The 14500-nt window shown below is 39.9% G+C and carries 14 protein-coding genes; 12 read left to right on the top strand and 2 right to left on the bottom strand.

Going from position 1 to position 14500, the window contains the following annotated elements:
* Positions 1-2578 (top strand): MucBP domain-containing protein (locus tag ADI58_RS06605; RefSeq protein WP_049521933.1); only part of this gene is annotated, 2578 nt, incomplete at its 5' end.
* Positions 2579-2851: 273 nt separating this feature from the next.
* Here the strand turns inward: ADI58_RS06605 and ADI58_RS06600 are convergent.
* Both ADI58_RS06600 and sstT read right to left on the bottom strand, forming a co-directional pair.
* The gene (locus ADI58_RS06600; protein WP_049521932.1) at positions 2852-3805 is read right to left on the bottom strand and encodes an aromatic acid exporter family protein; all 954 of its coding nucleotides are present in this window, start codon (positions 3803-3805) and stop codon (positions 2852-2854) included.
* Positions 3806-3871: 66 nt separating this feature from the next.
* Complete coding sequence (sstT, locus tag ADI58_RS06595) at positions 3872-5077, bottom strand: serine/threonine transporter SstT (RefSeq protein ID WP_049521931.1); 1206 nt, start codon at positions 5075-5077, stop codon at positions 3872-3874.
* A gap of 151 nt (positions 5078-5228) precedes the next feature.
* Between sstT and ADI58_RS06590 the strand changes: the two genes are divergently transcribed.
* From ADI58_RS06590 to ADI58_RS06540, 11 genes are all read left to right on the top strand, one after another.
* Entirely contained in the window at positions 5229-5795 is a 567-nt protein-coding gene (locus ADI58_RS06590) for a mechanosensitive ion channel family protein (protein WP_033678024.1), read from the top strand.
* Positions 5796-5846: 51 nt separating this feature from the next.
* Complete coding sequence (locus ADI58_RS06585; RefSeq protein WP_049521930.1) at positions 5847-6752, top strand: magnesium transporter CorA family protein; 906 nt, start codon at positions 5847-5849, stop codon at positions 6750-6752.
* Between the two features lie 16 nt (positions 6753-6768).
* The gene (locus tag ADI58_RS06580; RefSeq protein ID WP_000963748.1) at positions 6769-7296 is read left to right on the top strand and encodes a YqeG family HAD IIIA-type phosphatase; all 528 of its coding nucleotides are present in this window, start codon (positions 6769-6771) and stop codon (positions 7294-7296) included.
* Positions 7297-7298: 2 nt separating this feature from the next.
* Complete coding sequence (gene yqeH / locus ADI58_RS06575) at positions 7299-8405, top strand: ribosome biogenesis GTPase YqeH (protein WP_049521929.1); 1107 nt, start codon at positions 7299-7301, stop codon at positions 8403-8405.
* Between the two features lie 204 nt (positions 8406-8609).
* Complete coding sequence (gene yhbY / locus ADI58_RS06570; protein ID WP_000060169.1) at positions 8610-8921, top strand: ribosome assembly RNA-binding protein YhbY; 312 nt, start codon at positions 8610-8612, stop codon at positions 8919-8921.
* A 51-nt stretch (positions 8922-8972) separates the two neighbouring features.
* Positions 8973-9602 (top strand): nicotinate-nucleotide adenylyltransferase, encoded by a 630-nt coding sequence (locus ADI58_RS06565; RefSeq protein WP_049521928.1) that lies wholly within the window; start codon positions 8973-8975, stop codon positions 9600-9602.
* Positions 9602-10195 (top strand): bis(5'-nucleosyl)-tetraphosphatase (symmetrical) YqeK, encoded by a 594-nt coding sequence (gene yqeK, locus ADI58_RS06560; RefSeq protein WP_049521927.1) that lies wholly within the window; start codon positions 9602-9604, stop codon positions 10193-10195. Before ADI58_RS06565 ends, yqeK begins: the two co-directional genes overlap by 1 nt.
* The gene (rsfS, locus tag ADI58_RS06555) at positions 10196-10549 is read left to right on the top strand and encodes a ribosome silencing factor (protein ID WP_049521926.1); all 354 of its coding nucleotides are present in this window, start codon (positions 10196-10198) and stop codon (positions 10547-10549) included.
* Between the two features lie 109 nt (positions 10550-10658).
* Positions 10659-11399: a methyltransferase domain-containing protein gene (locus tag ADI58_RS06550; RefSeq protein WP_049521936.1), complete on the top strand. Its 741-nt coding sequence runs from the start codon at positions 10659-10661 to the stop codon at positions 11397-11399.
* A 40-nt stretch (positions 11400-11439) separates the two neighbouring features.
* Positions 11440-13251 carry an NACHT domain-containing protein gene (locus ADI58_RS06545; protein WP_049521925.1) on the top strand — a complete coding sequence of 604 codons (1812 nt, stop codon included), beginning with the start codon at positions 11440-11442 and terminating at the stop codon, positions 13249-13251.
* A 23-nt stretch (positions 13252-13274) separates the two neighbouring features.
* Positions 13275-14372 (top strand): nucleotidyltransferase, encoded by a 1098-nt coding sequence (locus ADI58_RS06540; protein ID WP_049521924.1) that lies wholly within the window; start codon positions 13275-13277, stop codon positions 14370-14372.
* Positions 14373-14500: the final 128 nt, after the last annotated feature.

Here is a 14500-nt window from a genome sequence, read left to right as displayed (position 1 = left end):
GAAGTACAAACCTACAGTTACAAAAGTAACACCAACAGGAAAAGATACAACATCAACAGGACTTCAAGGAAAAGTACAGACAGGAACACCAGTGTTCACACCAGGTTCTCCAGAAGTACCAATGGATGATGAGTCACCAGCAACATTCGAAGATGGAAACATCACGAAGACTGTAGACAAAGTCGGAACATATACAGTAGCAAAAGATGGAACAGTAACATTCACACCAGACAAAGCCTTCAGTGGCGAAGCGCCAGAAGTAACGGTTAAACGTGTAGATAAGAATGGAACATCTGTAACAGCGAAGTATAAACCAACAGTTGAAAAAGTAACACCAACAGGAAAAGATACAACATCCACAGGACTTCAAGGAAAAGTACAAACAGGAACACCAGTGTTCACACCAGGAAATCCAGAAGTACCAATGGATGATGAAGTAGCAGCAACATTCGATAATGGTCAAATCAGTAAGAAAGTTGATAAAGTCGGAACATATACAGTAGCAAAAGATGGAACAGTGACATTTACACCGGATAAAGAATTTGTTGGCGAAGCCCCAGAAGTAACGGTTAAACGTGTAGATAAGAATGGAACAGCTGTAACAGCTAAGTACAAACCTATAGTGGCTAAAGTATTACCAACTGGTGAAAGTTCAGAAACAGAAGGTGCAAAAGGAAAAACACAAACATCAGCAGTTATCTTCGATAAGAAGGATGAAGATAAATCAACAGTAAACTTCAATAAAGGTGATGAAACAGTAGCATTAAATCCATCAACATTAACATTAGTTGATAAAAATGGAAATCCATCTACGGAAGTGAAAGTCCCAGGTGAAGGAACCTATACATTAGCCAATAATGTTATTACATTCACACCAGAAAAAGACTTTGCTGGTAAAGCTACTGGAGTAACGGTGCAAGTTAAAGATATTAATGGTACATCTATTGAGAAAACTTATACACCTACTGTTCGTGCTGTTACAACGTTTGTAGATCCTTCAGGTAACCCAATTACAGTTGATAAGAACAATAAACCAGTTCAATCTGAAGTAGATGGCTCTAAACAACCAACGAAAGATATCTATGGATATAAATTTGTTCGTACAGAAACAGATAATAAAGGCAATACAAAACATATTTATGAACAAGCTGAAGGTAAATCAGTTAAAGTAACTTATGTATCAACTACTGGTGAGACATTAAGTGATTCACAAACAGTAGAAACAAAAGATAAGTTTATTGGAACAGACTACGATGCATCAATTGAAGCGTTGAAACTTGAACGTATCGAAAAAGATGGCAAAGTATATCTATTGAAAGAAAGAAAAGCTGATTCAGCTTCTGAAAATGGTAAACTAAGTGATCAAGAACAAACTGTTACTTATGTATACGAAGAAGTAAAAGAACCAGCTTCAAATCAGAAATATGGTAATGTAGTGGTTGTCTATAAAGACAAATTTGGACGTCCAATTTCAGGTACTACTGAATCTGGTAAAGAAGTTGCAAGTACAGAAATTGATACACCAAGCTCACCAATCAATACTGAATATGATACGACTGATCATAAGCCTCAAACGATTACTACTAAAGATGGTAAGAAATATAAACTAATTAAAGTATTGAAAACATCTGATGCAGAAAAATCAGGGGTTAAAGCTAGAACTTCAGTGATTACGTATGTTTATGAAATGTTAGATAATACAGCGGAATATCCAGAAGCACATATCGGATTAGTTTTGGTAAACTATTTAGATGAAGAAGGTAACCCAATTTCTGGAAAAACACCAGAAGGTAAAATTGTACCAAATATGGTAGTAGACACTGAAGCAGATTTAGTAGGTAAAGACTACGATACAACTGATCATAAAGTGTCAACTATTATTGTTGAAAACGGTGATGTATATGAACTTTTAAAAGTATCAGAATCATCAGTTGAAAAAGGTAAACTTACAGAAGGTGCAACAAATGTTAATTACATTTACCATAAAGTAGTGACAAAATTTGTTGACGAAAATGGTAAAGAAATTAAATCACCAGAAAAAGGAAGAACAGATAAGAAAGATATTCCGGAATATACTTTCAAAGAAACGAAGAAAGACGTAAATGGTAATACAGTACATGTATATACTAAGAAATCTTCTTCAACACCTGTTACACCAACTCCAACACCATCAACTCCAAGTACGGAAAAAGAAACGTTATACGTAGATGCAAACGGTAAGCCTCTTCAACCAGCTAAGAAGGGTCAACATCCGCAAGATAAGATTCCAGGCTATGAATTTGTTCGTACAGAAACAGATGCAAATGGCAATGTACGTCATCTATATCGCAAGATTCAGTCTACAATTCCAGTTGAGCCAGTTCAACCAACTGCTCCAACTATGCCTGAACAACCAGCACAACCAGAAGTGCCAACTAGTCCAGCGCAACCAGTTCAACCAACAGAAGTGAAAGAAGTTGAAGCTAAACGTGAATTGCCAAATACTGGTACAGAAGATCATGCTAGCCTTGCAGCACTTGGACTTCTTGGTGCCTTGAGTGGATTTGGACTTCTTGCTAGTAAGAAGAAAGAGGACTAATCAATAGCATTGATGTTCATTGTTTGTAGTGAACAAGAAATCCTTAAAACTGATGAATCATTTGATTCATCAGTTTTTTGGGGAATTAGAGAAATGCATAGTAACAGTGTTATAACAAGGTATATTTAAAAATCTCCAGACTAGAGAACTCAACGATAGTTCCTAATCTGGAGATTTCTTATTTGCACTTTGTTTGTATTGATTCGATCTATGGTAATTGAACTTCTTAAATATTTTCACTTTCCTGTCTGGTTTAGTATGACTGATTTCCCTTTACTGTCCATATTTTTGGTAAAAATCAACTTTGACTTGGATGAAGATTTTGGCTTCACGTAGGAGTTGAAGAAGGGTGGCGCGAGTTTCAAATTCCTCTCTTGTCTTGGGCAGACTGCGGTTACGGAAGACTTCCAGATAGCGTTCAATTTCATCTAGCAAATCAGAAGCAGGATTGGTCTGGCTCAGTTGACTAGCAATTTTTGAAAAGAGTTGGGCCAAAATCAGGCTCTCACTGGCAGCTAGGTGACAGGTGTTGATTTGCTGGGCCATATTTCGCAGGATACGACTTTGTCGCTGTCTCATCTCAAAGTAGTGAATATGGTAATCGGTCTGGTGAAAGAGGTGGTCTGAGTGATCCAAATAGACCAGTTTGAGGGCTTCTTCCAAAAGAGTGTCTAATTCTTCCACCAGCTGTGCTCGGTTGCGTCCATCCCCTCTGGATAAATAATATTTGAAGCGTTGGAGGATATCTTTTAACTTTTCTTCTACCAGTGTGTGGTAGTGCTGGATTTCTTCTTCTCGTGAAGGCATGTAGAGATTGACCAGCAAAGCAAATCCTGTACCGATTGCAAAGAGAAGGAATTCGTTGACTAGGAGGTCTGGAGAGGTTGACTCTTGAATCAAGAGATGGCTAACCAAAACAGTGCTTGGTGTGATGCCAATTTCCCAGCCCATCTTGTAGGCTAAAGGAACGTAGAAGGCAAGATAGAGGCCAAGGCTCCAGATATGAAATCCGCTCAAGTGAAAAGCCAAAACCCCGATAACCAGAGCCAGAAGCATGGAAAAGAGCCGATTGTGAGCCAGTTTTAAGGTACTTCTACGCGTATCAGATAGGCTTAAGAGGGCGATGATTCCGGCCGAAACTGCTGAGGAGAGATTGAGAAAATAAGCAAGAAGGCAGGCAAGACAGGTAGCTAAGATGAGCTTGGCCGTACGTTGGCTAATAGACATAAGGATTTCCTAGTAAGTTAGAATAAAAGCGTAAAAGACAAGACCTGAGAGGCTTGCCTTTATGAGTTATTTTTTACGGGCTGCTGCGTATTCGGCAACGGCGGTAAAGAGGACATCTGTAGAAGAGTTAAGGGCTGTTTCACATGAGTCTTGGATGACACCAATCACAAATCCAACCCCAACAACTTGCATGGCAATATCGTTAGAAATACCGAAAAGGCTACAAGCAACTGGGATAAGAAGGAGGGAACCACCGGCAATACCAGAAGCACCACAGGCTGAGATTGCGGCAACTACACTAAGGACAAAGGCTGTCGCAAAGTCAACAGGAATTCCAAGAGTGTTAACTGCAGCAAGAGTCAAAACGTTAATAGTAATCGCTGCTCCGGCCATGTTGATAGTAGAACCAAGTGGGATAGAAACAGAATAGGTATCTGGATCCAGACCGAGGTCGTGGCAAAGTTTCATATTGACAGGGATATTAGCCGCAGAACTACGAGTAAAGAAGGCTGTCACACCACTGACACGCAAACATTTCCAAACGAGGGGATAAGGGTTTCTCTTCATAAAGAGGAAAGCAATCAATGGATTGACTACTAAGGCCACAAAGAACATAGTTGTCACCAAGAGGGCAAGCAAGATTCCGTAGTTGGCTAGGCTTCCGATTCCCTTATCAGAAATAGTTTTGAAGACAAGACCAAGGATACCAAATGGAGCTAGGTTAATGATCCATTCGACAATCTTAGAAGTCACATCAGCCATGGTTTTCAGCAATTCTTTACTATTTTTGCTGGCCTCTCTCATAGCAATCCCGAAAACAACTGCCCAAGATAGGATACCGATGTAGTTGGCAGTAATGAGGGCATTAACTGGATTGTCAACCAGTTTGAGCAAGAGGTTGCTGAGGACTTGTCCAATCCCATCTGGTGGAGCAATATCGGTATTAGCGCTATTTAGGGTAATTTCAACAGGGACGATGAAACTTGCTAGTACAGCGATAAGGGCAGCCGCAAAGGTTCCCACCAAGTAAAGGAAGATAACGGTTTTCATATTGCTATCTTGTCCCTTTTGATGTTGGGAAAGGGCATTGGCAACGAGGGCAAAGACCAGAATCGGTGCGATGGCTTTGAGGCCACCAACAAAGAGATCTCCGAGCAGGCCAATTCCTGAAATGTTAGGAAGTGTCAGTCCTAGGGTTCCTCCAATAAGCATACCAATCAAAATTCGTTTGATTAGGCTTGCCTTATTCCAAGCATGAATAAATTTTTTCATAACAATCTCCTTTGTTGTGTAATGTTTATGATTATAGTATAAATATGAACTAAAATCAAGAATTTTCTGTCTATTTTTGAAATTATTTTTGAATATTTATGGAGATTCATCACTTGTGAAAGTATGGTATAATAAATGAAAGGAGTTTTCTATGCAAGAATTTATTCAAACCTATCTCAATAAGCTTGATATAACAACGATTATTGAAAATATCTTAACCAAGTTACTTTCTCTTTTATTCTTATTTTTACTCTTTTATATAGCCAAGAAATTGCTCCATACCATGGTGCAGAGAATTGTTAAACCTTCTCTAAAAATGTCTCGCCACGATGTCGGGCGTCAGAAAACCATCTCACGTCTGTTAGAAAATGTGTTTAATTATACCCTTTATTTCTTTTTACTTTACTGCATTTTGTCGATTTTAGGTTTGCCAGTTTCTAGTTTGCTGGCAGGTGCTGGGATTGCTGGGGTGGCTATTGGGATGGGAGCCCAAGGTTTTCTGTCTGATGTCATCAATGGCTTTTTCATCCTCTTTGAACGTCAACTGGATGTGGGAGATGAGGTCGTTCTGACAAATGGTCCCATTACTGTATCGGGCAAGGTCGTTAGTGTCGGCATTCGAACAACGCAACTCAGAGGAGAAGACCAGGTTCTGCACTTCGTTCCCAATCGGAATATCACCGTTGTCAGCAATTTCTCTCGTACAGACCAGGCCTGAAATTTTAGCAGATTTATGGTACAATAGAAAGAGTTTAATAAAGGAGAAAAGATGGTTTTAGAAAAGCAGTTGGGCAATGGTTGTACCTGGATAGACCTTGATGTGGATAAGATTAAAAATATGGAAGATCTTTCTGACATCTATGGATTGGACAAGGAAATCATTGAGTATGCTCTGGATAGAAATGAACGAGCTCATATGGATTATAACCGTGAAACGGAGACGGTAACCTTTATTTATAATGTTCTTGATTTAGAAAAAGACAAAGAATATTATGAAGCGATTCCCATGACCTTTATCGTCGAAAGACAACGAATGATTACCATCAGCAACCATAAGAATGCTTATGTCATTGATCAGATGTCAGCTTATCTGGATAGCCATGAGTCGCTTTCTATTTACAAGTTTCTCTTTGCTGGTTTAGAGATTATCAGTAACGCTTATTATCCTGTCATTGAAGAGATGGATAAAAGTAAGGACGAAATTAGTGCCTTGCTACGTCAAACTACAACAAAGAAAAATCTCTTCGCCCTCTCTGACTTGGAGACAGGTATGGTTTACTTGACAGCAGCAGCAAAACAAAATCGACTCCTCTTGGAACATATCCAGGGCCATGCTCTTTATCGGAGATTTAATGATGTCGAACGAGAGCAGTTTGATGATGCCATGATTGAAGCCCATCAGTTGGTGTCTATGACAGACTTGATTTCTCAAGTCTTGCAACAACTCTCAGCTTCTTACAACAACATCCTAAACAATAACTTGAATGATAGTTTGTCAATTTTGACTATTATCTCCGTCTTACTAGCAGTACTTGCGGTTATTACAGGTTTCTTCGGAATGAATGTTCCTCTACCATTTACAGAAGAGCCAAATGCTTGGATTTATATCTTAATGGCTAGCTTGATTTTATGGGCAGCCTTATCTCAATGGATGAAGAAAATTACTAGAAAATAAAAGAAAAGGAGCCAGAATGGCGATTGAAAATTATATGCCAGATTTTGCTGTGGAAGCAGTTTATGATCTGACAGTCCCAAGCCTGCAGGCGCAGGGAATCAAGGCTGTTTTGGTCGATTTGGATAATACCCTCATTGCTTGGAACAACCCTGACGGGACGCCAGAAATGAAACAATGGCTACATGACCTTCGGGACGCGGGCATTCGCATTATCGTGGTCTCAAATAATACCAAAAAACGCGTCCAACGAGCAGTTGAGAAATTTGGGATTGACTACGTTTATTGGGCTCTGAAGCCCTTCACATTTGGGATTGACCGTGCCATGAAAGAATTTCACTATGAGAAAAGTGAAGTGGTCATGGTTGGCGACCAGCTCATGACAGATATACGAGCAGCCCACCGTGCTGGCATTCGCTCGATTTTAGTCAAACCCTTGGTCCAACATGACTCGATTAAAACACAGATTAACCGAGCTCGTGAGCGTCGTGTGATGCGAAAAATCACTGAAAAGTACGGGCCGATTACATATAAAAAAGGAATTTAACTATGGAAGAAATTCTCTGTATTGGTTGTGGAGCAACCATTCAGACGACAGACAAGGCTGGTCTTGGATTTACTCCCCAGTCGGCACTTGAAAAAGGTTTGGATACTGGCGAAGTCTATTGCCAACGCTGTTTCCGTCTCCGCCACTACAATGAAATCACGGATGTCCAGTTGACGGACGATGATTTCCTCAAACTCTTGCACGAGGTGGGAGACAGTGATGCCTTGGTAGTCAATGTCATTGACATTTTTGATTTTAATGGCTCTGTCATTCCAGGTTTGCCACGCTTTGTATCGGGCAATGATGTCCTCTTGGTGGGAAATAAAAAAGATATCTTGCCCAAGTCTGTTAAACCAGGCAAGATTAGCCAGTGGCTCATGGAGCGTGCCCACGAGGAAGGTCTTCGTCCAGTTGATGTCGTCCTAACTTCGGCACAAAACAAACATGCCATCAAGGAAGTCATTGACAAGATTGAACACTACCGTAAGGGCCGTGATGTCTATGTGGTTGGGGTGACCAACGTTGGAAAATCAACCCTTATCAATGCCATTATACAAGAAATCACAGGTGATCAGAATGTCATCACGACTTCACGCTTCCCAGGGACAACCTTGGATAAGATTGAGATTCCGCTTGATGACGGATCTTATATCTACGATACGCCGGGAATTATCCACCGTCACCAGATGGCCCACTACTTGACGGCTAAAAACCTCAAGTATGTCAGCCCCAAAAAGGAAATCAAGCCTAAAACCTATCAGCTTAATCCTGAACAAACCCTGTTTTTAGGAGGTCTCGGACGCTTTGACTTCATTGCAGGTGAAAAGCAAGGTTTCACTGCCTTCTTTGACAATGAACTCAAACTCCACCGTACCAAGCTTGAAGGCGCTAGTGCCTTTTACGATAAGCACGTCGGAACTCTTCTGACACCACCAAATAGTAAGGAAAAAGAAGATTTTCCAAAATTAGTCCAGCATGTCTTTAATATTAAGGAAAAGACAGACCTAGTCATCTCTGGACTCGGCTGGATCCGAGTAACAGGCACCGCCAAAGTCGCCGTCTGGGCACCAGAAGGCGTCGCAGTCGTCACACGAAAAGCAATTATTTAAACATAGAAAGGAAAGGGTTGTCTAAATTCGTGCGAGCCCATAGCGAATACTTTTCGCGGTGGTGTCAGTTGGTACAAGTAATTGTACCAACTGCGGAAAATTTGAGACCTTAGGCTCAAATTTTAGTCATGAAAGTCCGAAGGACTTTGCTGACGTCCGCCACCACTTCAGAAAAGTATAAAAAGAAACTCTTTTAAAGAAATTATGTCATTAACATCAAAACAACGTGCCTTCCTCAACAGCCAGGCACACACCCTCAAACCCATCATCCAAATTGGAAAAAATGGTCTCAACGACCAAATCAAAACCAGCGTCCGTCAAGCTCTTGACGCCCGTGAATTGATCAAGGTTACTCTTTTGCAAAATACCGATGAAAATATCCACGAAGTAGCTGAAATCTTGGAAGAAGAAATCGGTGTGGATACAGTCCAAAAAATCGGACGCATCTTGATTTTGTTTAAACAATCTAGCAAGAAAGAAAATCGTAAGATTTCGAAAAAAGTCAAAGAAATCTAAAAACTATACTCCAAATAACTGTTTTTACAGAGAAATAAAGGAGACTAGCCCATGGCAATCGAACTATTGACTCCCTTTACCAAGGTAGAGTTGGAGCCAGAAATCAAGGAGAAAAAACGCAAACAAGTCGGGATTTTAGGGGGGAATTTTAACCCTGTTCACAATGCCCATCTGATTGTTGCGGACCAAGTACGTCAGCAGTTGGGACTGGACCAGGTCTTGCTCATGCCTGAATACCAACCTCCTCATGTGGACAAAAAAGAAACCATCCCTGAACACCATCGTTTCAAAATGCTTGAGTTGGCGATTGAGGGGATCGAAGGCCTAGCCATTGAAACCATTGAGTTGGAGCGCAAGGGCATTTCCTACACCTACGACACCATGAAGATTTTGACAGAGCAACATCCTGATACGGATTATTACTTTATCATCGGTGCCGATATGGTGGACTATCTGCCTAAGTGGTACCGAATTGATGAACTGGTTGACATGGTTCAGTTTGTGGGGGTTCAGCGTCCACGCTACAAGGCTGGAACTTCCTATCCAGTTATCTGGGTGGATGTGCCTCTCATGGATATCTCGTCCAGCATGGTGCGTGACTTCCTTGCCCAAGGTCGGAAACCGAACTTTCTCCTACCTCAGCCTGTGCTAGATTACATCGAGAAGGAGGGGCTCTACTGATGACCTATCAAGACTATATTAACTGCTCTCGCGAGGCTTTGTTGGAAAAAATGGCAGAGCTTCTACCTGAAAAACGTTTAACCCATTGTCTAGGTGTGGAGCGTGCAGCCATAGAACTGGCCCAGCGATTTGGAGTCGATACCGAGAAAGCAGGACTAGCAGGCCTTCTTCATGACTATGCTAAAAAGCTGTCAGATCAGGAATTTTTGGGCTTGATTGACCGTTATCAGCTAGACCCTGACCTCAAAAACTGGGGCAATAATGTTTGGCATGGCATGGTTGGAATTTACAAGATTCAAGAAGACTTGGATTTGCATGATCCGGAAATCCTGCGAGCTATTGAAATCCATACAGTTGGGGCTGGTCAGATGACCGACCTAGACAAAGTCATCTATGTCGCAGACTATATCGAGCACAATCGTGCCTTTCCTGGAGTAGATGTGGCGCGTGAGATTGCAAGTCTATCGCTCAATAAGGCAGTGGCCTACGAAACAGCTCGTACCGTGGAGCATCTAGCTCATCAGGGATTCCCCATCTATCCCCAAACCCTTGAAACCTATAACGCCTTTGTGCACTATTTGAAAGAGGACTAAATGAACGAAAAAGAATTACTAGAACTAGTCGTGAAAGCGGCTGATGAGAAACGTGCAGAGGATATCCTCGCACTTGATGTACAAGATTTGACTAGTGTGACGGACTACTTTGTTATCACTAGCTCTATGAATAGCCGTCAGTTGGATGCTATCGCTGACAATATCCGTGAAAAAGTAGCCCAAGCAGGCTTTAAAGGCAGTCATATCGAAGGTGATGCAGCTGGAGGCTGGGTTCTACTAGACCTCGGTGCTGTCGTTGTGCATATCTTCTCAGAAGAAATGCGTGCCCACTATAACCTAGAGAAGCTATGGCATGAGGCGAATTCAGTAGATATTTCAGAAGCTCTTGCTTAGAAGATGAACTCAGTTGTAGTCAACTGGGTTTCTTTGCTTATTTTAGAAAAAAAGATAGAAAGGTATAGGGCGAGTGGTGTTTGCCATGGAGGCTCTTGGTATCATGATTATGGCAACTTATGAAACCTTTGCGGCGGTCTATGATGCGGTCATGGACGATAGTTTATATGACAAATGGACGGATTTTTCGCTACGTCATTTGCCTAAGACCAAGGAGAGAAAGAAACTCTTGGAACTGGCTTGTGGGACAGGAATTCAATCTGTGCGCTTCTCTCAGGCTGGTTTTGATGTGACTGGACTGGACTTGAGTGCAGATATGTTGAAGATTGCCGAAAAGAGAGCGACTTCAGCCAAGCAAAAGATTGAATTTATTGAAGGCAATATGCTGGATTTATCCAAGTCAGGTCAATATGATTTTGTCACGTGTTATTCGGACTCTATCTGCTATATGCAGGATGAGGTGGAAGTAGGGGACGTCTTTAAGGAAGTCTATAATGCTCTCAACGAAGATGGCATCTTCATCTTTGATGTGCATTCGACCTACCAGACAGACGAAGTTTTTCCAGGCTATTCTTATCATGAAAATGCAGAAGATTTTGCAATGCTCTGGGATACTTATGAGGATGCAGCACCTCACTCCATCGTCCATGAACTGACTTTCTTTATCAAGGAGGCTGACGGCTCCTTTAGTCGCCACGATGAAGTACATGAGGAGAGGACCTATGAGGTCTTGACCTATGATATCTTGCTGGAACAGGCTGGTTTCAAGTCTTTCAAACTCTATGCAGACTTTGAGGACAAAGAGCCTACAGAAACTAGCACCCGTTGGTTTTTTGTCGCGCAGAAGTAAATCAAATATTGTTAATCTTATGCTTAGGAGGTAAGGGAAAATGAATATACCAGTACCATTTGGTGATATTCTTGAAAAAGAAGTAATTACCAATATACCCAAAATTTATCAAAAGTTAAAGCAAATTTATAACGACTTACAGTTTAAAACAGAAGAAGAGTTAGGTGTTGTTTATCAAGAATATTTACAATTTACTTATAAAAAATATTCCACTGTAAAAACATTGTTGTATAAAAATGAAGGGAAATTTTTATATGATTTTTATGAGCATGTTTATTTAGATGATAATAATTCAGATTTAATAGAAACCTCTAACACAGAATTGATTTTTGAAAAAACATCTAACGTTATTTTGACAGGAACGGGTGGGATTGGTAAATCAATGCTTGTAAAGCATATTTTTATCAATCAAGTACAACAAGCTACATCAATTCCAATTTTTATTGAATTAAAATCACTTAATGAATCTGATTTCTCAGAAAATGAATTAGTTGATTTTATTTACCAAGAGGTTCAAAATCATCATTTAAATTTAGAAAAGAAATATTTTAAAGCGACATTAGAGGCTGGAAGATATACAATAATTTTTGATGGTTTAGATGAGGTTAATCCTTCAAAACGTTCTTGGTTGGACAAAGAAATTAAAGAATTTGTAACGTTATACAATAGCAATAGATATGTTTTGTCGTCAAGACCGTCTGAGGAATTTATTGGTTGGAATCAGTTTGCTGAGTATGAGATAAAAAAATTAAATAGAGAGCAAGCGTTAGCCTTAATTGATAAGTTGAATTATGATGAGAAAGTAAAAAGGCGTTTCTACAGAGAATTAAAGGATCATTTATATGATACTCATGAATCTTTTGCTTCTATCCCACTCCTATTAACAATTATGTTAATGACTTACGAAGCTGGTGCTTCTATTCCAAATAATTTAACTGATTTTTATAATCAGGCCTTTTATACATTGTACCAAAGACATGATGCATCTAAATCAGGATACAAAAGAGAACTAAAAGCAAAATTAACTCCTGAAGAATTTCGAAATATATTAGCCTACATTGGTTTAAAAACATTCTTTGAAGGCAAAGTAGATTTCGATAGAACTACACTTGATGAAATAATTACTAAATATTGTTTTAAAAATAACCTTGAATTAAAGACGAATGATATAGTTTATGATGCGACTCATAGTGCTTGCATGATGCTTCAAGAAGGCGTTAGTTTAAAATTCTCTCACCGTTCATTCCAGGAATACTTTGCTGCAGTAGGTGTTAATCAGCTAGATGATAAACTCCAAAAACAGATACTAATTAAGTGGTCTGAAGCAGACAGGAATAATATTGTAGCACATAAAACTTTTATGAATGCACTTTTTAAAATACAGAAAGAAAGGACTTACAAAAATTTATGTATTCCAATCATAGAAAGAATGGATGAAAAGTATAGCAGAATGGAGGATATCACAGAGAAAATTGTTACGTGTTTCAATTACTTTATCTGTAGAAAAGATAGTAGAGAAAACAAATTAGAATTGCACTTTTTACTAACAAAGGAAGTTCACTTTTATTTTAGCTTGCAATTTTTAATATTTGCTAATCTAGGTATTGATATATTATCAATAAGTGATTATGAAAATATAGAAAAATTAGAGGCTGATATAGTATCAAATTGGAAGATAAATGAAAGAAAATATTATAACATGTTGAGTGATGGTGAAAAAACTTTAATAAATAAGTGGATAAATGGCTGGTATTTTAGTAGACACAATTACTTAAAAGAATGGTCAATTAAATTTATTGAGGAAACAACTACTCAAAAACGGAGCCTACAGAATATAATTGACTCAATTTGATACTAAAGAAGTAGGAGATTACTATGACCATCACGTGTATTATCGCGGAGTTTAATCCTTTTCACAATGGGCATAAATACCTGCTGGATCAGGCAGAGGGGTTGAAAATCGTAGCCATGTCTGGGAATTTCATGCAACGAGGAGAACCTGCTATCGTAGACAAGTGGACTCGGGCCCAGATGGCGCTGGAAAATGGAGCAGATTTGGTAGTGGAATTGCCCTTTTTAGTCAGTGTTCAGGCAGCAGATTTCTTCGGCCAAGGAGCTATGGATATCTTGACTCGTTTGGGCATTGATACTCTAGCTTTTGGGACGGAGGAAGTTCTAGATTACCAGAAAATCGCTGACTTATACACAGAGCAGGGGGCTGAGATGGAGCAATTTGTAGAAAATCTGCCTGATTCCCTTTCCTATCCCCAGAAAACCCAAGCTATGTGGAAGGAATTTGCCGGTCTTGATTTTTCAGGCAATACGCCCAACCATGTTCTTGCTCTTGCATATGTCAAAGCAGTTGCTGGACGAAACATCAAGTTGCATCCGATTCAGCGTCAGGGGGCGGGTTATCATTCTGTGGACAAGGATGTGGACTTTGCTTCGGCGACAGCCCTTCGTCAGCACCAAAGGGACAAAGATTTCTTAGAACGCTTTATGCCATCTATTGCCTTATTTGAGCAGGCCAGTAAGGTGAGCTGGGAAGACTATTTTCCTTTGCTCCGCTATCAAATCTTATCAAATCCAGACCTAACCACCATTTATCAGGTCAATCGAGAAATGGCTGTGCGCATTAATGAAGCTATTAAAACAGCACAGTCTGTAGAAGAAATGGTCGAGGCGGTTGCCACCAAACGCTACACCAAGGCGCGTGTTAGACGTCTCTTAACCTATATCTTGGTGCAGGCTAGAGAAAGTGATTTGCCAGAAGCCATTCATGTTCTTGGTTTTACCGAAAAAGGCAGACAACATCTCAAGTCTCTGAAAGGGCAGGTCAATCTAGTCAGCCGAATTGGCAAAGAACCTTGGGATGCTATGACACAAAAGGCAGACCAGATTTATCAACTTGGAAATCCAAGTATAGCAGAGCAGAATTTTGGAAGAGTGCCGATAAGAATAGAAACAAACTAAGTCTACTGCGAAGTAGGCTTTTCTTAAATCTCTACTAAAACTAGGATTTCTAAGAAATAGAGATTGCGCTAATAAATTATAGGTATTTAAACTCCAATTTCCTCAAAACATATTCTATTTTAGGTTTG

The organism is Streptococcus mitis (assembly GCF_001074635.1).
GTDB lineage: Bacteria > Bacillota > Bacilli > Lactobacillales > Streptococcaceae > Streptococcus > Streptococcus mitis_E.
The sequence above is the reverse complement of the archived record's forward strand: the minus strand, read 5'-3'. Positions and strand labels throughout refer to the sequence as shown.